The 24032-nt window shown below is 56.2% G+C and carries 19 protein-coding genes; 11 read left to right on the top strand and 8 right to left on the bottom strand.

Going from position 1 to position 24032, the window contains the following annotated elements:
- The first annotated feature begins 262 nt into the window (after nucleotides 1–262).
- The gene (locus ACN0RL_RS01160; RefSeq protein WP_417512821.1) at nucleotides 263–1438 is read left to right on the top strand and encodes a type III PLP-dependent enzyme; all 1176 of its coding nucleotides are present in this window, start codon (nucleotides 263–265) and stop codon (nucleotides 1436–1438) included.
- A 143-nt stretch (nucleotides 1439–1581) separates the two neighbouring features.
- Here ACN0RL_RS01160 and ACN0RL_RS01155 read toward each other — a convergent pair whose 3' ends face one another.
- From ACN0RL_RS01155 to ACN0RL_RS01140, 4 genes are read right to left on the bottom strand one after another with little or no spacing between them, the layout of a single operon-like run.
- Nucleotides 1582–2772, bottom strand: a complete 1191-nt coding sequence (locus ACN0RL_RS01155) for a CynX/NimT family MFS transporter (RefSeq protein ID WP_417512819.1) — start codon at nucleotides 2770–2772, stop codon at nucleotides 1582–1584.
- 6 nt (nucleotides 2773–2778) lie between these two features.
- The gene (locus ACN0RL_RS01150) at nucleotides 2779–3174 is read right to left on the bottom strand and encodes an ectoine synthase (RefSeq protein WP_014869413.1); all 396 of its coding nucleotides are present in this window, start codon (nucleotides 3172–3174) and stop codon (nucleotides 2779–2781) included.
- Between the two features lie 50 nt (nucleotides 3175–3224).
- Complete coding sequence (locus ACN0RL_RS01145) at nucleotides 3225–4655, bottom strand: GTPase/DUF3482 domain-containing protein (RefSeq protein WP_417512816.1); 1431 nt, start codon at nucleotides 4653–4655, stop codon at nucleotides 3225–3227.
- Nucleotides 4652–6064, bottom strand: coding sequence for a DUF2868 domain-containing protein (locus ACN0RL_RS01140; protein ID WP_417512814.1), 1413 nt, complete (start codon nucleotides 6062–6064; stop codon nucleotides 4652–4654). Before ACN0RL_RS01140 ends, ACN0RL_RS01145 begins: the two co-directional genes overlap by 4 nt.
- 87 nt (nucleotides 6065–6151) lie before the next feature.
- Here ACN0RL_RS01140 and ACN0RL_RS01135 point away from each other — a divergent pair, with 87 nt between their 5' ends.
- Entirely contained in the window at nucleotides 6152–6514 is a 363-nt protein-coding gene (locus ACN0RL_RS01135; RefSeq protein ID WP_417512812.1) for a DUF6164 family protein, read from the top strand.
- Nucleotides 6515–6534: 20 nt separating this feature from the next.
- Here the strand turns inward: ACN0RL_RS01135 and ACN0RL_RS01130 are convergent, their stop codons facing one another.
- Complete coding sequence (locus tag ACN0RL_RS01130; protein ID WP_417512810.1) at nucleotides 6535–7443, bottom strand: alpha/beta fold hydrolase; 909 nt, start codon at nucleotides 7441–7443, stop codon at nucleotides 6535–6537.
- A gap of 341 nt (nucleotides 7444–7784) precedes the next feature.
- Here ACN0RL_RS01130 and ACN0RL_RS01125 point away from each other — a divergent pair, with 341 nt between their 5' ends.
- The 8 genes from ACN0RL_RS01125 (at nucleotide 7785) to ACN0RL_RS01090 (ending at nucleotide 20417) form a co-directional block, all read left to right on the top strand.
- Nucleotides 7785–9899, top strand: a complete 2115-nt coding sequence (locus ACN0RL_RS01125) for a 3-hydroxybutyrate oligomer hydrolase family protein (protein WP_417512808.1) — start codon at nucleotides 7785–7787, stop codon at nucleotides 9897–9899.
- 136 nt (nucleotides 9900–10035) lie between these two features.
- The gene (locus ACN0RL_RS01120; protein WP_417512907.1) at nucleotides 10036–11448 is read left to right on the top strand and encodes a sigma-54 interaction domain-containing protein; all 1413 of its coding nucleotides are present in this window, start codon (nucleotides 10036–10038) and stop codon (nucleotides 11446–11448) included.
- 323 nt (nucleotides 11449–11771) lie between these two features.
- The gene (locus tag ACN0RL_RS01115) at nucleotides 11772–12857 is read left to right on the top strand and encodes a TRAP transporter substrate-binding protein (protein ID WP_417512806.1); all 1086 of its coding nucleotides are present in this window, start codon (nucleotides 11772–11774) and stop codon (nucleotides 12855–12857) included.
- A 79-nt stretch (nucleotides 12858–12936) separates the two neighbouring features.
- The gene (locus ACN0RL_RS01110; RefSeq protein ID WP_417512804.1) at nucleotides 12937–13554 is read left to right on the top strand and encodes a TRAP transporter small permease subunit; all 618 of its coding nucleotides are present in this window, start codon (nucleotides 12937–12939) and stop codon (nucleotides 13552–13554) included.
- Nucleotides 13555–13571: 17 nt separating this feature from the next.
- Nucleotides 13572–14942 carry a TRAP transporter large permease gene (locus ACN0RL_RS01105; protein ID WP_417512802.1) on the top strand — a complete coding sequence of 457 codons (1371 nt, stop codon included), beginning with the start codon at nucleotides 13572–13574 and terminating at the stop codon, nucleotides 14940–14942.
- A gap of 50 nt (nucleotides 14943–14992) precedes the next feature.
- Nucleotides 14993–15772, top strand: a complete 780-nt coding sequence (locus ACN0RL_RS01100; RefSeq protein ID WP_417512800.1) for a 3-hydroxybutyrate dehydrogenase — start codon at nucleotides 14993–14995, stop codon at nucleotides 15770–15772.
- A gap of 16 nt (nucleotides 15773–15788) precedes the next feature.
- Nucleotides 15789–17780: an acetoacetate--CoA ligase gene (locus ACN0RL_RS01095; protein ID WP_417512798.1), complete on the top strand. Its 1992-nt coding sequence runs from the start codon at nucleotides 15789–15791 to the stop codon at nucleotides 17778–17780.
- Nucleotides 17781–18173: 393 nt separating this feature from the next.
- Nucleotides 18174–20417, top strand: coding sequence for an NADP-dependent isocitrate dehydrogenase (locus ACN0RL_RS01090; RefSeq protein WP_417512796.1), 2244 nt, complete (start codon nucleotides 18174–18176; stop codon nucleotides 20415–20417).
- Between the two features lie 66 nt (nucleotides 20418–20483).
- On the opposite strand, the gene ACN0RL_RS01085 is transcribed toward ACN0RL_RS01090, so the two are convergent.
- The gene (locus ACN0RL_RS01085) at nucleotides 20484–21677 is read right to left on the bottom strand and encodes a cation:proton antiporter (RefSeq protein ID WP_417512794.1); all 1194 of its coding nucleotides are present in this window, start codon (nucleotides 21675–21677) and stop codon (nucleotides 20484–20486) included.
- A 3-nt stretch (nucleotides 21678–21680) separates the two neighbouring features.
- The gene (gene ybaK, locus ACN0RL_RS01080) at nucleotides 21681–22151 is read right to left on the bottom strand and encodes a Cys-tRNA(Pro) deacylase (RefSeq protein WP_417512792.1); all 471 of its coding nucleotides are present in this window, start codon (nucleotides 22149–22151) and stop codon (nucleotides 21681–21683) included.
- 112 nt (nucleotides 22152–22263) lie between these two features.
- On the opposite strand from ybaK, the gene ACN0RL_RS01075 reads away from it, so the two are divergent.
- Nucleotides 22264–23550 carry a serine hydrolase domain-containing protein gene (locus tag ACN0RL_RS01075; protein WP_417512790.1) on the top strand — a complete coding sequence of 429 codons (1287 nt, stop codon included), beginning with the start codon at nucleotides 22264–22266 and terminating at the stop codon, nucleotides 23548–23550.
- A 12-nt stretch (nucleotides 23551–23562) separates the two neighbouring features.
- Here ACN0RL_RS01075 and ACN0RL_RS01070 read toward each other — a convergent pair whose 3' ends face one another.
- Nucleotides 23563–23907, bottom strand: a complete 345-nt coding sequence (locus tag ACN0RL_RS01070; RefSeq protein ID WP_417512788.1) for a hypothetical protein — start codon at nucleotides 23905–23907, stop codon at nucleotides 23563–23565.
- Nucleotides 23908–24032 lie beyond the last annotated feature (125 nt).

Below are 24032 nucleotides of genomic sequence, written 5' to 3'. Positions count from 1 at the left end.
GGGCAGGCCGGGGAGCGGGGTGTCTTTTCCTCTGGGAAAAACAACTCGCTGCGCTCAGACATTTTTTCCCGGCGGAAAAGACACCCCGCTCCCCGGCTTTTCGACCATTGGTGTAGGCTGGCCCCTGTTTGAATTATGGGTAGATATGCTCATATCAGCGGGGTGTAAAAAGCCTGACTATCGCGATTATCGTCGGGGCCAAATCTGATGTTGGCTCCTCTTATTACGCACCGTTCTATTATCCTGAGGTGATACACCATCCATGACCGAGTCAGCCAACGCTAACATCGCCGATTACTACACCGCAGAGACCTTTAGCCGCATCAAGGCCTTTGCCGATGACATAGAAACACCGTTTGTGGTTATTGATACCGCTACCATCGATCGTCAGTACGACGAGCTGGTGGATGGTTTTCCTTATGCCAGCGTGTATTACGCGGTAAAAGCAAACCCGGCTCCGCAGGTTTTGACCTTGCTGCGGGACAAGGGTGCGAACTTTGATATTGCGTCGGTGTATGAGTTGGACAAGGTGATGGGGCTGGGCGTGACTGCTGACCGGATCAGTTACGGCAACACCATCAAAAAGGCGCGGGATATTCGCACTTTTTTTGAGAAGGGTGTGCGTATGTTTGCCACGGATTCCGAGGCTGACCTGCGCAACATTGCCAAGGCGGCGCCTGGCTCGAAGATTTACGTGCGAGTTCTGACTGATGGCACGCAAACTGCGGACTGGCCGCTTTCGCGCAAGTTTGGTTGCGAGAACGATATGGCCATGGATCTGCTGATCCTGGCTCGTGATCTGGGGCTGGTGCCTTATGGTGTGTCTTTCCACGTCGGTTCACAGCAGCGTGAAATCGGCGCGTGGGACTCGGCCTTGAACAAGGTGAAGGTTATCTTCGAGCGTCTGAAAGAAGAAGACGGCATTGAATTGAAGATGATAAACATGGGCGGTGGTTTCCCCGCCAATTACATTAACCGGACGAATGAGCTGGGTGTGTACGCCTCGGAAATCACCCGTTTCCTGAAGGAAGACTTTGGTGATGATCTGCCTGAGATTATTATCGAGCCGGGCCGGTCGCTGATCTCGAACGCAGGCGTTCTGGTGAGCGAGGTGGTGCTGATCGCCCGTAAATCCCGTACCGCGTTGCACCGCTGGGTGTTCACCGATGTCGGCAAGTTCAATGGTTTGATTGAAACTCTGGATGAGTCGATCAAGTTTCCGATCTGGACCGATAAAAAGGGTGAAGGAGAGGACTGTGTGATTGCCGGGCCTACCTGTGATAGTGCAGACATCATGTATGAGCATCACAAGTATCCGTTGCCGTTGAACCTGGCCATCGGCGATCGCATGTACTGGTTGTCTACCGGTGCCTACACCACGACCTACAGCGCAGTGGAATTTAACGGGTTTCCTCCGTTGAAGGATTACTACATCTAAAGCCAGAAGGTTTGCTCTAATTGGGGTGGGCCGCGAAGCGGGGTGTCTTTTCTTCTGGGAAAAACAACTCGCTTCGCTCAGACATTTTTTCCCGGCAGAAAAGACACCCCGCTCCGCGGCTTTTGGCCATTGGTGGGAGCGCTTTACTGCCGTTGCAGGTTCAGTTTTATTGCCAGTGGGGAGACCAATATCCCGTAGGCAATCATTACGGCTATGGCGTGTCTTATGTCGCCGGTCCAGTCTGAAAGCAAGCCGCCCAGCATGGGTACGGTGAACGCTATTGTATAACCCACCAGGAAATTGCCGGCGGATAACCTTCCGGTTTCGCTGGAGGGTACCAGCAGCGGTGGCAAGGCCACCATCATGATTAGTAATACGCCGGCGGTGAAACTCATGAACGTGGCGCTGGCGATTGCCCACCATCCGGTAAATACCAACATTCCCATCGTCCCCAGCAGGCTGAATATCAGCATGATGATCAGCGGGGCTTTTTTGCCTACCCAGTAGCGGGCCATCTTCAGCATCAGCAGTGAAGCGATTACCTGGGCGAAGTTGTACCAGAACAGGGCTTCGGTGAGGTTGTCGAACTCGCCTCTTTGCTCCAGCAAGGCACCGAGGTAGGCGTTCACGCCGAAAAACAGCGAGCCTGACACGCCAAGCAATAAGCCCAGTTTAAGAGTGAGCGGGTTTTTCCAGTCGGGTAGCCAGGCAACTTTGCGGGTGGGCCGGGCCAGGTCGCGTTTGGGCAGGAACAGGGCTGCAGCGACCAGCAGTGCGGGTAATGACCATGCCAGCATGGTTGCGCGCCAGCTGTTTTCGAGCAAGGGCATGATGACCGGGAGGGTGATGCCCGCGCCGATGAATTCGCCCATCAGCATGCCGTTCATGTAAATGGCCGAGCCGAGTGCCAGGTTTTTTGGCTCCAGCCAGCGTGGAAGCAGGGCCGGTAGCGCGGGCTGCATCATGGCCACACCGATGCCCATAACGGCGCTGGTGAGCATCAGGGTGGCGGTATCTGGTGCTAAACCACGGCCTGCGGAGCCGATGACCATAATGAGCATGGCCAGTGCCAGGGTATTGCGCGGGCCTATGCGTGAGATGGACAGTGAGCCGGGCATGGCGCCTATGGCAAGCATCAGGATGGGCAGTGTGGTCAGAGCACCGGTGAGGGTCTGGGAGAGGGCCAGTTCGTTGCCAATAAACGGGGCCAGCGGCGGCGCAACCAGTATCGGGATGCGCAAGTAAACCCCGGCGAGCCAAAGTAATACCGCCACCGGCAGCAGGTTTGCTGTCGATGGCGTTTCTGGTATCGCGGGGTGTTCAGCGGTAGACAAGAATGGTCAGTCTTCGCTGGTATCCGGCAGGTAGGCGCCGTCTTCGTCGTGTACTTCCTGCCCGGTGACGGGAGGGTTGAATGAGCAGATCAGGCGCATGTCTTCTGTTCCGCCGCGCAGGGTGTGCTGATCATGCTTGTCGAGGGCGTACAGTGTGCCGTCGGAGATCTCGTGGGTTTCACCGGTCGCTTTGTCGGTAATGGTGCCGTTGCCGGCTACGCAGTAAACCGCTTCCAGGTGATGCTTGTACCACAGGTTCAGTTCGGCGCCTGCAGGGATAATTGTCTCGTGGAAAGAGAAGCCCATACCGTCTTTTTTCAGCAGCATGCGACGGCTGGTCCAGCCCGGGCCATGTACTTCGCGTTCGGTACCGATGATGTCCTTGACTCGTACAATCTTCATGAGCATTCCTCGTTATTTGATGGAATAGCCGTACAGTATAAACATTCAATTCAGGTTCGGTTCAACCGCCAGTCGTCATAAACTGCCATGCACTGCTCTATGGCAACATGAAATCGGTGCTGCTGGCTTTCATCCAGAGGCTGCTGTTTCCGGCATTTGTCCAGCGTTCTCTGGATCGTCTGGCGGCTCTTTTTATCGAGACGTTCGAGCCAGTGATGATCTGCTGGCTGCAGATCGAGCAGCTCCCTTCCGGCGTGGTTGCGGTGGCTTATGTGCCACCAGTGATCCACTGCCCGTCCCAGCACTACGTAGCCAAACTGGCTGTCTTGCACAGGCCCGAACGTAGCTGTTTTCAGACCGTCCTGGAGCAAACCGATGTTCAGAACCGGCAGGGTGAACCTGCCACCGTAGAAATAGCTCCCGGCCGCACCGAGCAGGCCTCCGACCAGCGCCCCTGTGCCCAGTGACGAGCCCAGCGTTAAAGCGTCCAGCCCGGCACCACTGACTGCGCCCGCACCGAAGCCTGCTGTGGCAAGATAACGCTTGCTGACAGCCCAATGTTTGCGGCTGTCTTCCGAGAACAGATCGTGATCACTGTGCCATTCCAGTTCGGCTTCCTGTCGCCGGATGCTTTGATGTTGGTAAAGGTGCTCGATTTCTACCCTCAGGGACTGTTCCCGCTGACGCTGGTGCTGATACCAACGTTGCCGGAGCTGGTCCGCAAGGGTGCTGTCACTGGTACCGGCGGCCTGGTCCAGAGTCAGGGTTCGTTTTTCCTGAAATGACATCATATCCTTCAGGGCTTTGGCGATGATGCCTGCCGCGTGGAGCCTGCGCTGCTCGCGCTGGGCCAACAAATGATGTGTTGCCTGATCCAGAGAATTTTCCCAGCCCGGCTCAAGCTGGCCAAAGGCTCGTAAAAGACTGAGATGTTGCTCAAATGGGGCTCGAACGGCATCGAATTTGCGCACAACCTGAAAAAACTGCCCCAATGCGGCCTGCCAGGTGTCGCTGTAATCGTCGGATCCGATGCTGTTGATCAGGGCGAGGCTGGGCTGCCCCGTCCAGCGCAAGATCGTCATCTCGGCTTCATGCTGGGCGCTGTAGGGCGCGGAGCCGTCCACTACGTAAATAATACCGGCCCCGTCAATCAGCGGGGTCAGCAATTCGCACTCGTCGGTAAAGCGGCCGTCGCCCTGATGTTGCAGAACAAACGCACGCACCGTTTCGCTGTGATCCGATGCCGATACGCTGTGGGCTTCCAGCCATTCCAGAACCCTCCGGGGCCGCTGAAAGCCGGGTGTATCAACCAATGTGTATAGAACTTTGCCATCCACGCTCAGTGGGTAAGACTGGCGCTTACGCGTGGTGCCTGGTTCCAGTGCAATGGCGATGGCATCGTTCTGCGACAGCGTTGCCACGACGCTGGATTTACCCTTGTTCGGATGACCCACGACAGCAAAAATGGGAGCGCTCTTCATTCGATAATTCCCCCTTCCATATCGGGAACGGTTCCGTAAACCGGCACAAGGCTGACCGTTATAAACTCCTGCCCTGCGCGTTCGGCAAATCTCAGCCATTGCTGAACCTGGTGGGAATCCGGTTCCTGCTCTATGCGGGGAGCCAGCGGCACCAGAGCGACCCTGGTACCTTTTGGCCAAAGATCCCTGGCGCTGGCAAGAAAATCTTCCAGCTCGCCGGTTGGCGGCTCCCAGCTGCGGGTAATCAAAAGAACGGGCAGGCTTGGGCCCTGTGCCAGATGGCCGGCAATTTGTCCCAGTGTCTGCCGGTCTTCTTGCAGAGTCATTCCGCCGCCCGCTTTCGCAATCAGGCTTTTGCCTGTGGTTAACGCATCCGGAAGCTCCGGTTCACCGGCGCCGGCCCAGCACAACACGATGCGGGCATCCGGCAAGGGTTGCAGGCTCAGGTGGGTTTCGGTGTCTGGCAGGTCTGAAGCATCATTGTGTTCGTTACCGGTATCAAGAGCCGGTGTTTCCATGCGGTACATCAATGCGCGTAAAGCCGGGTGGCGGGCCAGAAGCCGACGGGCCTTACGCCGGATCAGCATGTTTGCCAACAAGAACAGAATAAGCCGGGGCAATAGTGCCCAGGTTGTCCAGAGCATGGCGATGAACGGCCACCATTGGCCCCAGCGTGCCGGGTTGACGCCGGTGTCTGCCGTGGTGGCGCGAAAGAACCGGGTGGCTTCCACGAGTGCAAGGTCGGGCGCGGCGGCCGGCCATAGCCAGGCCCAGGGTGCTGCAACCGCAGACATCATTCGGTGATAACTGCTTGCGTCGGTCTCGAGTGTCGTACTCCAGCCAAAAGCAAGATCCTGAAGCACGACCATGGTCAGCAAGGTCACCAGGCCGGCCACAGTAAAGCACAGCCCACCAAGCTGCGCGGCTCGCGCCATCAGAACCGGCTGGAGTCTCATTGAAACTGCGGGTTCGGGTCTGGACCGAAAGCGCCGGAGCAACACGCGCCATGGTTGCCAGCCAGCCAGAGACTGCACAGTGGTAAGCAGTGCCAGTAAGAACTGGAAGGCGACAAAGGCAAGAATAACGATAATGTTGATGCGCTGGCCGCCGTCATAGAACAGCAGGCCGAGCATGGTCAGCAAACCGAATATCACACCCGCGATCATAAAACCGCTGTTGATCCGGCGCCAGAAGCGCAAGGTCTGTTCAGCGGAGGATGTTCCCGCACCCGGGCCGCTGAGATGGTTCATGTGGGCCAGCCAGCGTTCAGGGCCTGGCGTTACGCCTTGTTGTTCGCAGGTCAATGCAAATTTACGGTCCCGCCGGTGCAAAAATGCCGGGGCCTGGCCCTTATCTCTCTGGGCGCAGGCATCAAATTCCAGCAGCAAGTGGAGGGGGTGGTCTGTCATGAACGCTTCCGGTTGTGAATTCGGTCTGTTGATCTTTGATGGTAGGATATCGGTATTACCCTGTCCGATACCAGACAACGAGCCCTCATGCCCCACCACCTGATGAATCTGCGCCACGTGCCTGATGACGAAGCCGAGGAAATACGGGCCCTGTTTGATGCTCACGATGTACGTTTCTATGAGACACCGCCAAGCCGTTGGGGTATCAGCATGGGCGGCTTCTGGGTGCACGACACCGAGGAAGCGGAAAGAGCCAGGGCATTATTACAGGATTATCAGCACCAGCGGCTGGAAAGCCAGCGTGAGGCCTATGAGGCGCGGCGCCTGAGTGGTGAAATCGGTGGGATCTGGCACATGTTCCGGCACAAGCCGGTTCGCACACTGGCGGCCTGTCTTGCCATTCTGGTGATGACAGGCCTGAGCCTGTTGCCTTTTATCCGGATAGGATAAATTTCCCGTTCGTTCTGATTTCAACGCCTGTTGCTGTGCCGCTTTAAAAACCCGCTCGCTTCGCTCACAGCGCTACCAGCAGTGAGAAAGCTGGTGACATGGCCGCGCAGGCGCATTTCATACAATTCGCTTTCAACTCCGGAGGCCAGCAGGGTTTGGTGCAATGTTTTCGCCTGACGGAAAGGTACAAGGCTGTCCATATTGCCGTGAAACAGGAAAAACGGTGGCGCATCGCCGGTAACGTGTGTGATTGGTGAAGCCGTGCGGTATGTGTCGGGAATATCTGGCTGCGCGCCTCCCAGGAACTGCCGTAAGAGCTTGCCGGAACCAAAAGTTGTCAGGTCGGCAGGGGTTCCGCCAGCCACTACAGCTCTGAGCACTGTATCGGAGCCGCCATAGGGTTGATTCAGAGCTTCAGCGTCGCCGGAGCTGGACACAAGCGCTAACAGCGCGATCAGATGCGCTCCGGAGGAAAATCCGAATCCGTATACCCGGGATGCATCCAGTTGGTACTGGTCCGCATGGCGGTTCAGCCAGGTGCGGGCTATCTGCAGGTCATGTAGCTGTGCCGGGAAGGTGTATTCGGGAGCGAATCGGTAATCGACATTGAACACCGCAAAACCGTGACTGGCCAGTTCCTCGGCAATCCAGCTCATATCGCCTCTGGAACGTCGCTCCCAGCCTCCACCATGAACCATCAGCACAACCGGACGAAGTGTTACACCCTTGGGAAGGTAGAGATCCCCATAGAGTGCCTCCGGCCAGTCCTCAGGCGAAAAGCGCACGCTGTAGTCAGTGCTGAACGCCGTGTTCTCCAGGGAGACGTTTTTTGCAGGCGCATTGTGATGGGTCGCGCAGCCTCCGAGTAGCAGGGCGCTCATCAACGTTCCCAAAGCGATAACGCTTTTCAGTGCTCGCTGAGTGTCCAATGATTAATCATCCTTTCTGCAATTTTACACATTGAATTTACGCACAGTGCGTGGGGCTGGATGTATGTCGCTTTTATCGGCTGTCCGCCAATCACGACGGTGTCCTGATTTCAGGACAATGGTATTGCCGCTCCCCTTGTAATGCGGCGTTTCAATCCGGACTTTGGGCTCGATCGGTGTAATCATGTCCGGAAATCTGGACAAGTGGCTTGCCGGGCAAAATAAAAGCTGAAAATGGTCAATAAAATCATACGGATAAAATTATGGCACAGGATGCGCATGAAGGTTGTTTCGGGTCGTGGTCCCGGCCCGTTCTCAACAACAACAAATAAGGAACGACCATGAAACGTATCATGATCTGTACGCTGATCGGCGTTACAGGCCTCGGTCTGAGTGCCTGCAATGACAGCAACAACGATAACCCGCCTGCCGCAAACCAGATTCCCGGATTTATTCAGGGCGATATACAGCAAATCCAATATGATGGCGTTACCGATGATCTGCTGACCGCGGGTCTGGGTGCAACCGGCCTGGGCAGCGCCACTGCACCCGCTTTCTCAGACCCCCTGAGCCCCACTTCTGCCGAGCTACGTCAGCTCGCGATCTACAATAATTACCGGGCGCTGGTGGATACTTCTGCTGGCGGTGGTTATGGGGAGTTCTTTGGCCCCGGTGTGGGCAATGGCAGCGAAGGAATGATTCCGGGGCGTGAATACATTGCCTTCATGACGGTCCCGGGCGGCGACGTACCCATTACAGTCATGGCCCAGATACCAGACAGTTTTGATGCACAGAGCCCCTGCATGATCACCGCGCCCTCTTCAGGATCAAGGGGCATCTACGGTGCGATTGGAACGGCCGGCGAGTGGGGCCTGAAAAAGGGCTGCGCCGTGGTCTACACCGACAAAGGTAGTGGGACTGGTGCACACAATCTGGAAACCAATACAGCCCAGCGGATTGATGGCACTCTGACAGACTCTGACGAAGCCGTTCAGTTCCGCGCCGACCTCAGCGATACAGAACGCAGTGATTTTAATGCTGACTGGCCGGACCGGCTCGCCTGGAAACACGCCCATTCAAAGGTTAACCCGGAAGCGGATTGGGGGCGTCATGTGTTGCAGTCTGTCGTATTCGGTTTCTGGGCGTTGAATGAGCAATTCGGCAGCGACAGCAACGTTGACCCTATCACGCCTGAAAACACGCTGGTTATTGCTTCCAGTGTTTCCAATGGCGGTGGCTCGTCGGTTCGCGCGGCCGAACAGGACACCCAGGGCCTGATTGATGGCGTTGCCGTTTCGGAGCCCAATCTTAACCCGGTTGTGGATACCGGGTTCACCATTAACCAGGGTTCCAGCGCAGCCATCACTGAGCACAGCAGAAGCCTGTTCGAATACACCACGGCGCTGGCGGTTTATCAGGGTTGTGCGAATCAGGCACCAGCGACTCGCGATGATGCACCACTGAATGTTCTCAACACACCAGCGGTGCGCGAGAATATCTGTAATTCCCTGGCAAACAAAGGATTGCTCAACGGTGCAGCCAGCGCAACCCTTGACGACTACGCCACCGAGGCACAACGTATTCTGAACGAAGACTTCGGCATTCAGCCCGAACAGAATCTGCTGGCGCCGGTGCACTTCGCTTCCAACGTTGCCCAGAGTATTTCAATGACCTATGCCAACGCCTATGGCCGCGCTGGCGTTGAAGATCGCGTCTGTGGTCTCAGTATGGCTGCGGTGGATGGTGCGGGCGCAGTCACATCGTTTGCCTCGGCCGCGGAAGCGGCAGCATTTGCAACGAGCAACGGCATTCCACCGACCGCAGGTGTCGTTATCGTTTACGACGATGCTGAAGGTCAGCCGACGGCCATGCCTGCCAGCGTGTCACCCAGCAGTAGCTCGGCCGATTATGGCCTTGATGCCCTGCTTTGCCTGCACAGTCTCGCGTTGGGCTATGATGCCGTTACCGGCGATCCGTTGTCAGGAAATGACGCAGAACTTGCCGCTGCAATTGCCGGGGGAATCGATGAAATTCGTGCCACCGGAGATCTTCGTGGCAAGCCGGCGGTGTTTGTGACGGGCCGCGCGGATGCCATTCTGCCCATCAACCATACCTCCCGGCCCTATTACGGGCTTAACCAACGGGTGGAAGGTGTAAGTAGCGAACTTCGTTACTACGAAGTGCTCAATGCCCACCACCTGGATGTGCTGAACGGTCTGGGAGGTATTGGTGACCGTTACGTGCCTCTGCACCACTACTATTTCCAGGCCCTTGATCTCGTGTGGGATCGCTTGACTAATGGGGCCGAACTGCCGCCCAGTCAGGTCGTTCGGACGGTTCCGCGGGGAGATCTTGCAACCCCGCTGGCCGGGATCAATCTGCCTGAGATAGCGCCTCAACCGGCAGCCGCTGATGTTATCAGTCTGGTTGGTGACGAGTTACGCATCCCGGAATAAGGGTGTTTTGATCCCCGCGCGGGCCCTCTCATTTGCTCACTCTGCAGAGAGGGCCATATACTTCCGACAAATCACCCGGCAATGCCGGGTGCAGGGCTTTCCAATGATTGATATTGAACCCGGCGGTACGCGTTACATGACACAGTTGTTCGGTGAGAAAAATAAAAACGGACTGACCCGGGAGCTTATCGAAGCACTTTTCCCCATGTTCGAGGAAGCCAGTGCAGGCGCCATTGCCGTTGATCGCGAGGCCCGAATTACCTGGATGAACAGTAGCTATGCCCAGCTACTCGGTTTGAAAGAAGCGACCGATGCCATTGGCCGCCCGGTGCGCCAGGTGATTCCGGAAACCCGTATGCCGGAAGTTGTGGAAACCGGCAAACCGCTTTTACTCGATATTATGGAGCATCAGCAACAGCAACTGGTGGTTACCCGATTACCCTTTTATGACGCAGCTGGTGAAATTGAGGGCGCTGTAGCGTTCGTGCTCTATGATGATCTGCAGCCACTCACGCCGTTGGTGAGCAAGTACCGTCGGTTGCACCAGGATCTCGCTGCAGCCCGCAAGGCCCTGGCAAAACGAGCAAGAAGCACACGATACAGCCTCGGAGACTTTGTTGGCGCCAGCCCTGGCGCGCTCGAGGTCAAGCGCCGCGCACGCCTGGCTGCAGGCCGTGAAATGACGGTTTTGTTGCTGGGAGAGACGGGTACCGGTAAGGAAGTGCTGGCCCAGGCAATTCATGCCATCTCAAGCCGGGCAGAAAAGCCGTTCGTGGGTGTGAACGTGGCGGCCATTCCCGATAACTTGCTGGAGGCCGAGTTTTTTGGTGTTGCACCTGGCGCATACACAGGTGCAGACCGGAAGCTGCGGGAAGGAAAGTTCCAGCTTGCCAACGGCGGCACTCTGTTTCTTGATGAAGTCGGCGATATGCCATTGCCGCTGCAGGCCAAGCTGTTACGGGCCCTTCAGGAAAGGGAAGTAGAACCTCTGGGTTCCAACAAGGTGACATCGGTCGATGTCCGGGTCATTGCAGCAACCAGTCGCAACCTCGAAGCCATGATTGCCGATGGCAGTTTCCGCTCGGATCTGTATTACCGGCTCAATGTGCTGGAAATCCCCATACCACCTTTAAGAGACCGACTCGCTGACCTCGGATTGCTGTGTGAAACTCTGCTTTGGGAAATCAGCGAGGGGCCGGATATGCGAGCGGAGGTCACCGATGCCGGGGTGGCGGCCCTTGCGAGTTATGACTGGCCCGGGAACATCCGCGAACTGCGTAATGTTCTGGAGCGCGCACTCACCATGAGTGAGGAGGGTGGCGTGCTGGACGCGGACGCCATGTTCAAGGTGTTGCCCCGGGTCGGGGTGCGCCCGGCATCACATACTGCGCCACGTCCTGTCAGGCCTTTGGCTGAAACTCTGGCAGAGGCAGAAGCTCACGCGGTGGAACAAGCGCTGGTTGCAAGCAGGGGTAATCGTACCAAGGCTGCCCGGTTGCTGGGTATTTCCCGCTCGGTGTTGTATGAAAAACTGGCCAAAATGTCCTGATTTCCGGACAGGTGTCTTGATATCTGTACAATCACCTACGACTATAGCATCATGCTGTCCGGAATTTCGGACGTTTTCGGGGTGGTAGATTTTTTGGTTTTTTTATCTTATTGATTAATATAATAAAAATTATTGGCATAGATTCTGCTCCTCTTTGAGCGCAGGACGTCAGAACAACACAGAAAATAATGCTGACGCTAAACGTAGGACCCCCGGTTTATAACTGTCGGTTTCGTTTTCTGTGTTTTCTGGCTGAATTTCAGACCAGGCCTATCGGGCCAAAGAGCTCCGGGCCGTATACAACAACAAGAAGGATCATCTTCATGTCTATCAAGCAAAAGCTTTCCGGTTTGACTCTGGGCATTAGTGCCGCAACCCTTATGACAGGTGCCATGATCAGCAGCGATGCTCTGGCAGCTGAAAAAATCCGTTGGCAGGTGCCTCTGGCGTTCCCATCGCACCTTGTGGGCCTGACAACGCCGGTCAAACATTTGACCGAGAACCTCAAAACGATTTCAGGTGGCGATGTTCAGCTGCGTTACTACGAGCCCAATGAGCTGGTACCTCCCTTTGAAATCATGGACGCTGTCGGTAGCGGCAAGTATCCGGCGGGTTATACCTGGGTGGGCTACGACCAGGGCACTATTCCAGCCCTGCCACTCTATTCCGGTGCCCCTTTCAACATGGAACCGCCAGCCTATCTGGCCTGGTATTACCAGGGCGATGGCCGGGCTCTGCTGGAAGAAATCTACGCCAAGCGCAACATTCACCCCATGCTGTGCAGCATCATCGGGCCTGAAGGTGCAGGCTGGTTTGCTAATCCGATCAAAGGTGTTGAAGATTTTGACGGTTTGAAGATCCGCTTTGCCGGCATCGGCGGTAAAGTACTGGAAAAACTTGGCGCATCGGTAACCATGGTGCCCGGCGGCGAGATCTATCAGGCGCTGGAGCGTAAGACTATTGATGCAACCGAGTTCTCGCAGCCGGCCATCGACAAAATGCTGGGCCTCGATCAGATCATCAAGAACTACATTATGCCTGGCTGGCATCAGACTCTGACAACCTCACACCTGCTGGTTAACAAGGATGTGTGGGATGGCCTTGAACCCCAAAGCCGCGCGCTTATCGAGATGGGCTGCGAATCTGCCACGCTCAAGGGTTTTGCAGAGAGCGAGTGGGCGCAGCCAACGGCACTTCGTGATTACGAAAAAGAAGGCGTAAACGCCCAGACTCTCCCCGAGCCTGTGCTGCGCGAACTGCAGGAAATTACCAACGAAGTACTGGATGAGATCGCTGCCAGTGACGAGATGTTCAATCGCGTACTGACCAGTCAGCGTGACTTCATGGAACACCACTCCATCTGGCACTCCAATGGCTACCTGCCACGGGATTTCTACAAGTACGATTGATCAACGGATGATGTTAACTGCGGGTAACGGATAACCGTTACCCGCTTCCTACCCCGCATCCGGAAAATCCGAGGTTTTTGTGACTGATACCAATGTCTCCGGGGATAATCAGGCCCCGGCATCCGACACTGATACGCTACCGACCAATGCGTTGTCCTGGCACCTCGACCGAATGGTTGTTGCCGTTGGCCGCCTTGCCTCCTGGTTATGGATCGGAGTGTTGGTTGTTATTCTGGTCAATGTATTCTCCCGCTATGTGATGTCTCAGGGCTCCATCGCTCTTGAAGAATTATCCTGGCATCTGTTTGGAACGGCGACCCTGCTGACGTTAGGTTACGCAGTAGTGCGTGATGATCATGTCCGCGTTGATGTATTGAGAGAGAAATTCAGCCCTAGAACTCAGGCTATTATCGAAGTGTTGGGGATTTTGCTGCTGGCGCTGCCGGTCATCGCATTGATGATTAACTCAATGGTGCCGTACGCCTGGACGGCGTGGACTTACATGGAGCACTCTCAGGCACCCAGTGGTCTGCCTTACCGGTTTATCTTCAAAAGCATGCTGCCACTCGGAATGGTGTTTGTGATGATTGCCCTGGTGTCCCGTGCCTCGCGATGCACCACCTTTCTGTTCCGTTTTCCCAGGGCCATTGCGCCTCCCTACGATGACCGGCGCTCTGTCGGCCATCCTAATCCCTGAACCGTGAGGCTATCGTCATGGGTGTAGAAGCGATTCTTGTTATCGCCATGTTCGCTACCTTTATGGTGCTGTTGCTACTGGGCTTCCCGGTTGCCTGGTCACTGGCGGGTATCGGTCTTGTATTCGCTATTATCGGCCACGTTATGGTCGAGTATCTGGATTCGCCCCTGTGGTTTACCTGGCAGGGCACTATCGGCGTTCTGGACGCCAGAATTTATGGCATCGTTGCCAATGAGTTGATGGTTGCGCTGCCCATGTTTATTTTCATGGGCATCATGCTTGATCGCTCAGGTATCGCCGAAAAGCTGATGCACAGTCTGGTACGGGTGCTCGGTGGGTTGCGCGGTGGCTATGCAATCACTGTTGTTCTGGTTGGCGTGTTGCTTGCGGCTTCCACCGGGATTGTCGGAGCCTCGGTTGTATTGTTGGGTATGCTGTCTCTGGGGCCCATGATGCAGGCCAACTACAACAAGTCGCTGGCGGTGGGAACGGCTTGCTCCGTCGGTACGCTGGGGATTCTGGTGCCGCCAAGCATCATGCTGGTGTTGATGGCCGATCGTCTTGGTACTCCGGACGCCTCTGTGGGCAAATTGTTCATGGGTGCTTTGATTCCCGGTGTCATGCTCGCGATGCTCTACATTCTCTACATCATCATCGCCTCATACATAAAGAAAGATCTGGCGCCTGCACCGCAAAACCGTGAGCGCCTTGACGCCCGTGCCTGGCTCGGCGTGATCCTGGCGGTGTTGCCGCCGATGGCGCTGATTATTTCTGTACTCGGTTCGATCTTTTTCGGTATCGCCACAACCACGGAAGCCTCCGCGGTAGGTGCTGGCGGAGCCCTGCTCATGGCGTTTGTCAGCAAGCGGCTGGATATGGAGACCCTGAAAGAGTCGCTTTATCAGACCAGCCGTACCTCCGCATTTATCTTTGGCATCTTTATTGGTGCTACGGTCTTTGCTTCCGTATTGCGCGGGCTGGGTGGTGATGAAGTTATTGAAGGTGCCATCACTGGTCTGCCGTTCGGCACCACTGGCGTACTGTTGACGGTCCTGTTCATCACCTTTTTGCTCGGGTTTTTCCTGGACTGGGTAGAGATTACTCTTATTGTATTGCCCTTGGTGGCACCGGTGCTGTTCAAACTGGGTGTGGAGCCTGTGTGGTTTGCCATCATGTTTGCCATGTGCCTGCAGACTTCGTTCCTGACACCACCGGTCGGTTTCTCACTTTTCTATATCAAAGGTGTATGCCCGCCGGGTATTACCACCCGGCATATCTACCTAGGTGTATTACCGTTCATTTGCTTGCAGTTGCTGGCCCTGGCTCTGGTGTTCTGGTTTGCTCCGTTGGCAACCTGGCTGCCTAACGAAGTCTATGGCGGTTCCTGACGCGGCGACCTTCCGAAGATTCTTTTAATAACAACTGGGAGATAAACACTATGCGTCTCGAAAATCGAGTTGCACTGATTACCGGTGCGGGGCGTGGCATTGGCCGGGCAATCGCCGAACATTATGGCCGTGAAGGCGCCCGAGTGGCGGTAGCGGATCTCACGCTGGAAAGCGCACAAGAAGCCGTTGATGCCATTGAAAAAGCGGGCGGCACGGCAATGGCACTGGCCATGGACGTTACCGATGAGGCAGCAGTCGATGCCGGTGTTGCCGCCATTGTGGAGGCCTGGGGTGGCCTGGATATCGCCGTGGCCAATGCCGGTATCCAGCACATAGACCCGGTGCACAAACTGGCGTATGCAGATTGGCGCCGGGTGATAAATGTGCATCTGGATGGCGCTTTCCTGGTAACCCGGGCTGCCCTCAAGCAAATGTATGCGAGCGGCGGAGGGACTATGCTATACATGGGGTCCGTGCATTCGCTGGAAGCTTCACCTTTGAAGTCGCCTTATGTGGCTGCAAAACACGGTATGCTGGGGTTGTGCCGTGCGGTAGCGAAAGAGGGTGCTGAACACGGCGTACGCAGCAATATTATTTGCCCGGGCTTTGTAAGAACGCCGCTGGTAGACAAGCAGATTCCTGAACAGGCCAAAGAGCTTGGTATTTCTGAAGAGGAAGTCATCAGCAAAGTCATGTTGAAGAACACAGTGGACGGTAAGTTCACAACGCTGGAAGATGTTTCCGAAACGGCAGTGCACCTTGCAGCCTTTCCTTCGGCCGCCCTCACAGGCCAATCGATTGTTGTCAGCCACGGCTGGCACATGCAGTAAGCAACAGGAGCGACGGATGAGCCTTACAGAACAATCACCCGTTGTCTGGACTCCCTCGGAGGATACGCTGGACAACGCCCGGATGGGCCGATTCAAAACCTGGCTGGAAGGCCAGGGCTATGGCCCCTTTTCCGATTATCACGCGCTGCACAAGTGGTCTGTTGATGACCTGGATACCTTCTGGGCCAAAGTCTGGGACTATTGCGGCCTGATTTGTGAAACACCGGCCCGCGCCGTGCTGGGCAAGCGTGATATGCCGGGTGCCGAGTGGTTCCCGGGCATGAAGCTGAACTTTGCTGCCAACCTGCTTCGGTTGGCAGAAGGCGAACACGCCAGCCAGGAAGCAATCGTTACTTACTGTGAAACAAGACCGGTTCTGCGCCGCACCTACGGTGAACTGAAAGCCGACGTCGGTGCTCTGGAAGCGTTTCTTCGCGGTAAGGGTATCAAGAAAGGCGACCGCGTAGCCGGCGTTGTTACCAACGGCTACGAGGCTCTCGCTGGCATGCTTGCAGCAACCAGTATGGGTGCCATCTGGAGCTCCGCCTCGCCGGACTTTGGTATAGGCGCAATTCTTGACCGGTTTGGCCAGATTGAGCCCTCTGCACTGATCGCAGTAAACGGATATGGCTACGGAGGCAAGACCTTCGCCCGCCAGAACGACTTTGCGGAACTGATTGCCGGTCTGCCAACACTCAAGTGCGTTGTCAGCGTTGAGCAACTCCCGGGAGAAACAGCGATTCCGGGTGAGCTGGTGACCACCTGGGACGAGGCCATCGCTTCCTGCACAGGCCAGACGCCCTCGTATACCCCGGTAGAGCCCGACCACCCGGTCTATATCCTGTATTCCTCCGGCACCACCGGCAAGCCCAAGTGCATCGTGCACGGAACCGCCGGCTTGCTGGTAAACCATGCCAAAGAACTCATGCTGCACGGCGACGTAGGCCCGGAAGATCGCTTCCTCTACTTCACTACCTGTGGCTGGATGATGTGGAACTGGCAGGCCTCCGCCCTGCTCACCGGCGCAGCGGTTATCACCGTAGACGGCTCACCGGGCTACCCCAGCCTGAGCTTCCTGTGGGAAACCGTAGCCGAAGAGCGCGTTACCCACTTCGGCACCAGCGCAAGATTTATAGCGGGCTGTCGCAAGGCTGAAATGGCCCCTGCTGAAACCCTGGATCTCAGTAACCTGAGAGTTGTGTTCTCAACAGGCTCGCCCCTGCTTCCGGAAGACTACGACTGGATGTACAGTCATGGCGCTCCTGACGCACTGCTTGGCTCCATCGCCGGTGGTACAGACATCTGCGGCTGTTTTGTCGGCTCTACTCCGTTGCTACCCGTGCGCCGGGGCGAGATCCAGTGCAGCTTGCTGGGCGTCGATGCTGTCGCATACGGAGACGACGGCAGGCCCGTTGACCAGGGCCGCGGCGAACTCGTCTGCCGTCAGCCTTTACCCTCCATGCCCGTGGCCTTTTGGGACGACGCCGACGGCGAACGCTATCGCGCCGCCTACTTCGACACTTTCCCCGGCGTATGGGCACATGGTGATTTCATTGAATTTACCGAACATGGCGGCGCCATAATCTATGGCCGCTCCGACGCCACACTCAACCCCGGCGGCGTGCGCATAGGCACCGCAGAAATCTACCGTCAGGTAGAAACCGAAGCGGCTATCAAAGACAGTTTGGTAGTCGGGCGCCAGATTGATGGCGACGTAGAAGTTGTGCTGTTTGTAGTACCTGCCGAAGGCCAGGAACTCACCGACGAACTGCTGAACCAGCTAAAAGTCCGAATCCGCAAAGGCGCCAGCCCACGCCACGTTCCCAAACATATCGTGCAGGTGCCAGACATTCCCTACACCCGCAGCGGCAAAAAAGTGGAACTGGCCGTCGCCCGCCTGATCAATGGCTCCAGCAAAGCAGACAACCGCGATGCACTGGGCAACCCGGAAGCACTGGACCAGATTCGGGATCGGCTTGCCGAGGAGAACTTGTTGCCGAAAGGCTAGTTTCAAGTGTGGAGGACTGCTTGGAAACTTGAGAAGCAGCGGGATTAACGCCTCCCAAAACTGTGCGGAGCCATGGATGGCGGAGCCCAAGCGCCACAAGGATGTGCTTGAGCGGGTTTTGGGAGGCGTTAATTTCGACGCTTTACTCCCATGACCGAAGAGCAAAATGTTAGAAAGTTTCGTAAATTCCCGCCACATATCCGCACTCTCACCGAAGATCAGGAGTTTTTACTCCGTTCTTATACTAAGATCGTAACCAGAGATTACAAAAAAATGGTATCTTAGTAGGTCTATAAAAAGTTCCAAAATCAGTCATAGCGCAGGTCAGTCGTCCACAAGACGCCGGAACTCGCCATGACCGTCCTGAATCCACCAAATAGCCTGAGGACGAAAATGACATCATCCAAAGCAAAGATTGTCTACACACTGACCGACGAGGCGCCTGCCCTCGCAACACGGTCTCTTCTTCCGATCCTGGAAACCTACGCCAAGCCGGCTGGCATTGAATTCGAAACCAGCGATATATCCCTGGCGGCGAGAATTCTGGCGACCTTCCCCGAGTACCTGGAAGAGAATCAGCGGGTTCCCGATGCCCTTGCAGAACTGGGTGAATATACCAAAGACCCCGACGCCAACATCATCAAGCTGCCGAATATTTCTGCCTCCATACCGCAGCTGCGCGCAGCCATAACGGAGCTGAATGAACAGGGTTACAAGGTTCCGGAATACAAGGAAAACCCTGAAACCGACGAAGAAAAAGATGTCACGGCCCGCTATGCCAAGGTATTGGGTAGCGCCGTGAACCCGGTTCTGCGTGAAGGCAATTCCGACCGTCGGGCACCCGCGGCCGTTAAAGCCTTCGCACGTAAATACCCCCACACCATGGGTGAATGGAGCCCGGCTTCACGCACTCACGTGGCGCACATGCATGGCGGCGATTTCTACTCCAACGAGCAGTCACTCACCATCGACAAGGCGACCAACGCCCGAATCGTTTTCGAGAACAAAAGCGGCAAACAGACGGTACTGAAATCTGATTTGCCACTGCTGGAAGGCGAAGTGCTCGACGGCATGTTCATGAGCAAGAAAGCGCTCTGCAAATTCTTCGAAGATGCTATCGAAGATTGCGAAAAGACCGGCGTGATGTTCTCCCTGCACGTCAAAGCCACCATGATGAAGATCTCGCACCCGATCGTGTTCGGTCACGCGGTGAAGATTTACTACAAGGAGCTGTTTGACCAGTACGGCGACCTGTTTGAAGAGATCGGGGTAAACCCGAACAACGGCTTGTCTTCGGTACTTGAGAAGATCAAGTTGCTGCCGGAATCCAAGCAGGAAGAAATCCAGGAAGCGCTGCACAAAACCTACGAGCACCGCCCGGAAATCGCCATGGTGGATACAGTCAAAGGTATCACCAACCTGCACATGCCGAGCGACGTAATTGTTGACGCTTCCATGCCTGCGATGATCCGCAACTCCGGTAAAATGTGGGCCCGCGATGGCAAGCTCAAGGACACCAAGGCCGTTATGCCGGAGTCCACTTACGCCACCATCTATCAGGAAGCGATCAACTTCTGTAAGACTCACGGCGCATTTGACCCCACCACTATGGGCACAGTGCCAAACGTGGGCCTGATGGCGCAGAAAGCCGAAGAATATGGCTCCCACGACAAGACCTTCGAAATCAAGGAAGACGGTATTGTGCGTGTTGTAGCCGAAGATGGCACCGTGCTGACCGAGCACAACGTGGAACAGGGCGATATCTGGCGCGCGTGTCAGACCAAAGATCTGCCAATCCGTGACTGGGTCAAGCTGGCCGTCAACCGCGCCCGCGCTACCGGCACGCCGGCAGTGTTCTGGCTGGACGACGAGCGTGCTCACGATGCTGAGCTGATCAAGAAGGTTCGTACCTACCTTGAAGATCATGACACCGAAGGCCTTCATATTCGTATCGAGTCGCCGGTTCGCGCTATTCGGTGGACCATGGAGCGCCTGATTCGTGGCCTGGATACTATCTCTGTAACCGGTAACGTACTGCGTGATTACCTCACCGACCTGTTCCCGATTCTGGAGCTGGGGACCAGCGCCAAGATGTTGTCGATTGTTCCTCTGCTGAACGGTGGTGGCCTCTACGAAACCGGCGCTGGCGGCTCTGCACCCAAGCACGTGCAGCAACTGCTGCAGGAAGACCATCTGCGCTGGGATTCGCTGGGCGAGTTCCTTGCGATTGCCGTGTCGCTGGATGAGCTGGGTGAGAAGCACGATAACAATCGTGCACGTCTGCTGGGTCAGACTCTCGACAAAGCCACCGAGCGCCTGCTGGAAAACAACCAGTCGCCTTCTCGTGTGACCGGTGAGCTGGATAACCGTGGCAGTCACTTCCACCTGGCCCGTTACTGGGCAGAGGAGTTGGCAAATCAGGACAGCGACAAGGAGCTTAAAGAGTTCTTTGCCAAAATGTCGGCACAACTGGAAGAAAACAAGGACAAGATCCTGGAGGAAATGAGCGTTATCCAGGGTCAACCAGCGGATATCGGCGGCTATTACCACCCACCTGCAGACAAGGTGAAGGCGGTTATGCAGCCAAGTGAAACCCTCAACCGGATTATGGAAGATGCCCGCGCATCGGTGAAGTAATCCGCGTTGCAGTCCTGAACAAAAACCCGGAACGCCGCCTGCGGCCTTCCGGGTTTTTTGTGGCCGCTATTCGTCCTCGTCCACCGCTTCTTCATAGCCTTTTCCGGTTTCCCCGGCGCGGCTCAGTTGGTACATGGTGATTGGCGGGCCGAACAGCTCGAACAGCACCGTCGATGCGATAATCAATGGCAGTATGAAGGTGAGTTCCGGGAGACGGTCGGTAGCCACCAATGCCAGGCCCATGGCCACGCCTGCCTGGGGCAACAGACAGGCACCGTTACGCTTTCGCACCAGCGACTCGGAGCCTGCCAGAACTCCGCCCGCATAACCACCCAGAACCCGACCGGCTATCCGGGCAATAACATACACCACGCCCAGAATGCCCAAGGTAGGCAATAGTTCCCAGTCCAGCCCATATCCCGCCAGAAAGAAAAACGTCGCCAGAAAGGGCTCGATAATGCCCTCAATGGAACGGAAGGGGCGGACGTGGTGGCGCGCGCGATTGGCCACTACCACGCCCAGGGTCATGCAGGTCAGCAGGTAGGATACTTCCAGTGCCCCGGCAATCCCGGCAGCCACAAACACGAAACCGGCGGCCTCCAGTAACATCGGCTCGCCCGGCTTCAGGCGACCCGTCAGCCAGGCCATGGGCAGGCCCAGAACGACGCCGAGTACCAGGGCGCCGGCCACCTCATAGAGACCATATCCCAGGGTTTCGATCAGGTTCGCGCCGTTTCCGGCGAGGCGCTCGGCAACTACCAGAAGAATGCTGAAGAGAATGGCGCCCCAGGCATCATCAATGGCGACAACCTGAGCCACGACCCGGGTCAGTGGCCCCCGTGAGCCGGTTTGTCGCATTACGTCCAGCGTAGCGGCCGGGTCGGTAGCGGTAGCAATGGCGGCTAGCAGCAATGAAGCCGGTATGTTTCGGGTGACCAGCCAGACGGCCAGAAAAATCAGTAGTGCCGTAACCAGCGTCACCGTAAGGCTGACGATGAGTGCTTCACGGCCCTGGCGCAGATCGCGGAAGGACATCCGTTCGCCGAGCAAAAAGCCCACCATGGCAAGAGTCAGTTCTGTGACGAGCCGAAAGCCGTCACTGAAATTGGCAGGCATCAGATCCAGAACTTCGGGGCCCGCTAAGGCGCCGACCAGCAGCAGGGTTACTCTCGGCACGTGCAGGCGCTGGCCAAGGGTATGAGCACCCAGGGCCAGCAGCATGATACCGCCGATCAATAGCAGATCCATTGCGTGAGACACGCCTTACTCCTGTCGCAGTGGGGCAAAACGGCCCCCGGTCAGCCGCGCCAGATCTCCGGGTGAAAGTTCAATTTCCAGCCCCCGGCGGCCAGCGCTGACGTAGATAGTATCGAAGTCCTGTGCGGAAACGTCGATCAAGGTCATAAGGCGGTTTTTCTGGCCCAGCGGGCTCACACCCCCAAGCACGTAGCCGGTGCGACGCTGGACTTCCTGTGGATCGGCCATGCTGGCCTTCTTGCCGCCTGCAGCCTTGGCAATCAGCTTCATACTCAGCATGTCGGTGACAGGCACCACGCCCACGGCGAGTGATTTGCCATCAACGGTGACAACCAGGGTTTTAAATACCCGTGCCGGATCAACCCCCATTTTTTCGGCCGCTTCGTTGCCGTAACCCGTACTGGCGGGATCGTGGTGGTACTCGTGGATGGTGTGGGTAATGCCGGCTTTACAGGCCGCATTGATACCGGGCGTCATAGAGTGCTCCTGAAACCATTGGTTTTTTTCATGCTCAACAGTCTATGATAACTTCAGAGTTAACTAACCCGGATACAGAATAAAAACAGCCACCATTACCAAGGCGCACCCGATGAACCCAATAGCCCGCCGTGCACTGCACAGTTGTAAGGTACCTAAAGATCTATCTACCGTTACTCACCGCGATGCCGCCGGTGAAAGACCGGAATCGGTTGGTGTTGATACCCGAACCGTTGATGCTATCTGGAAAAGCGTCGAAGCCCTGTATCGCACCGGTGTCCACCCCGGTATCCAGATATCTGTGCGCCACAAGGGTGAGCAGATCCTGCATCGTGCAATTGGCCATGCGAGCGGTAATGGCCCCCATGACGCCGCAGGTGTGCCCAAAGTACCGATGACCACAGATACGCCCATCTGTTACTTCTCGGCCTCCAAGGCGGTTACCGCTTTGCTGATGCATATGCTGGTTGAACAGGGGCTGGTTAACCTGATGGATCCTGTGTCCTATTACTGCCCCGAGTTTGCGACAAACGGGAAGCGTACCATTACTGTGCACCAGATCCTGTCACACCGGGGCGGAATTCCTGCTATTCCGAACGAAACCCCGATTGATGTTCTGTGGAATCAGGACGAGATCTGGCGACTGCTCTGTGAGGCCAGAGCGGTTGAGGTAAATGGCGCCAAGGTAGCCTACCATGCAATAACCGGTGGTTATGTCCTGCAGCGAGTGCTGGAAAAGGTGACCGGCGACTCCATTGAAAACTATCTCGATAAACACCTGCGAAAGCCCATGGGCATGAAATGGTTTACCTATGGAATTCAGTCGGAGAACCTTCATGAGCTGGCTACCAACTACGCTACCGGTCCTACACCACGCTTCCCTGTGTCCTGGATCGTCAACCGTGCACTTGGCGGTGATATCGCGACCGTGGAGCAGGTAACCAACGATCCCCGTTTTCAGGAAGCCGTGATTCCGGCGGGTAACCTTTGCGGAACAGCTGAGGAAATGGGGCGCTTCTTCCAGATGATGCTGAATGGCGGCATGTGGAAAGGCAAGCGTATCTGCAGTGAGATCACCGTTCGACGCGCAATCCAGCAATTCGGCTCGTTACAGATTGATCGCACTATGATGATCCCCATGCGTTTCAGTGCCGGGATGATGCTGGGCGGCAACCCGGTTGGCTTGTGGGGTCAACAAAGCCGCTATGCATTCGGGCATGTAGGGCTGATTAACAAGCTCTGCTGGGCAGATGCGGCGAGGGATATCTCCGTAAGCCTTCTTAACACCGGGATTCCCATCGTCGGGCACCACATACCTGCACTCGGCAAGTTCGTCTATACCATCGCCCGGCAGTTCCCGCTTCGCCCGGAAAGCGAGCGCCCAGTGGTCGCTGCCTGAGAAGGCAGCGATTTACAGCGTTCTGAGCTGAGCTTCCAGAATGCCGAGCACGGATGACAGAATGTCGCGAAAGTCTGTCAGCGTCTGAGTGCGCTGAACGACTTCCTCGCGGCTCTCGTCTAACCGCTCCAGCTTGGGCACAACACGGCGAATGCCTTCAGTGATCACCTCATAGGGGTAATGGTGGTCCTGAATGCTGAGCTTGTTTATCTCGGATACTTCCTGACTGAAAATACTGATGATGTCGTACAGCATGTCTTTGTGCTGGATGCTGGCGGCTTCCCAGTAGGCATCGTCCAGGAGTTCAAGCAGCGAGAGGTATTCTCTGAGTGTATCGGCAACGGATGTCTGGCTCATAATCAATCCCGGTGGCTGGAAATGAAACAGTAAGTGGCACTATAGCAGCGGATTCACAGGGATTCTCCGGGGGCGGGTTCGTCACGTGATTATAGTGTAAAAATGAAACTCTATTCATTTTGTTG

This window comes from Marinobacter sp. (assembly GCF_048259445.1).
In the GTDB taxonomy this organism is placed as follows: Bacteria; Pseudomonadota; Gammaproteobacteria; order Pseudomonadales; family Oleiphilaceae; genus Marinobacter.
This window is presented reverse-complemented; position numbering and strand designations above follow the sequence as displayed.

Coding starts and splice junctions, on each gene's coding strand:
- ACN0RL_RS01090 (WP_417512796.1), top strand. CDS start 18,174: ATGACATCATCCAAAGCAAAGATTGTCTACACACTGACCGACGAGGCG.
- ACN0RL_RS01125 (WP_417512808.1), top strand. CDS start 7,785: ATGAAACGTATCATGATCTGTACGCTGATCGGCGTTACAGGCCTCGGT.
- ACN0RL_RS01095 (WP_417512798.1), top strand. CDS start 15,789: ATGAGCCTTACAGAACAATCACCCGTTGTCTGGACTCCCTCGGAGGAT.
- ACN0RL_RS01075 (WP_417512790.1), top strand. CDS start 22,264: ATGAACCCAATAGCCCGCCGTGCACTGCACAGTTGTAAGGTACCTAAA.
- ACN0RL_RS01150 (WP_014869413.1), bottom strand. CDS start 3,174: ATGAAGATTGTACGAGTCAAGGACATCATCGGTACCGAACGCGAAGTA.
- ybaK (WP_417512792.1), bottom strand. CDS start 22,151: ATGACGCCCGGTATCAATGCGGCCTGTAAAGCCGGCATTACCCACACC.
- ACN0RL_RS01135 (WP_417512812.1), top strand. CDS start 6,152: ATGCCCCACCACCTGATGAATCTGCGCCACGTGCCTGATGACGAAGCC.
- ACN0RL_RS01100 (WP_417512800.1), top strand. CDS start 14,993: ATGCGTCTCGAAAATCGAGTTGCACTGATTACCGGTGCGGGGCGTGGC.
- ACN0RL_RS01070 (WP_417512788.1), bottom strand. CDS start 23,907: ATGAGCCAGACATCCGTTGCCGATACACTCAGAGAATACCTCTCGCTG.
- ACN0RL_RS01145 (WP_417512816.1), bottom strand. CDS start 4,655: ATGAAGAGCGCTCCCATTTTTGCTGTCGTGGGTCATCCGAACAAGGGT.
- ACN0RL_RS01160 (WP_417512821.1), top strand. CDS start 263: ATGACCGAGTCAGCCAACGCTAACATCGCCGATTACTACACCGCAGAG.
- ACN0RL_RS01140 (WP_417512814.1), bottom strand. CDS start 6,064: ATGACAGACCACCCCCTCCACTTGCTGCTGGAATTTGATGCCTGCGCC.
- ACN0RL_RS01115 (WP_417512806.1), top strand. CDS start 11,772: ATGTCTATCAAGCAAAAGCTTTCCGGTTTGACTCTGGGCATTAGTGCC.
- ACN0RL_RS01105 (WP_417512802.1), top strand. CDS start 13,572: ATGGGTGTAGAAGCGATTCTTGTTATCGCCATGTTCGCTACCTTTATG.
- ACN0RL_RS01120 (WP_417512907.1), top strand. CDS start 10,036: ATGACACAGTTGTTCGGTGAGAAAAATAAAAACGGACTGACCCGGGAG.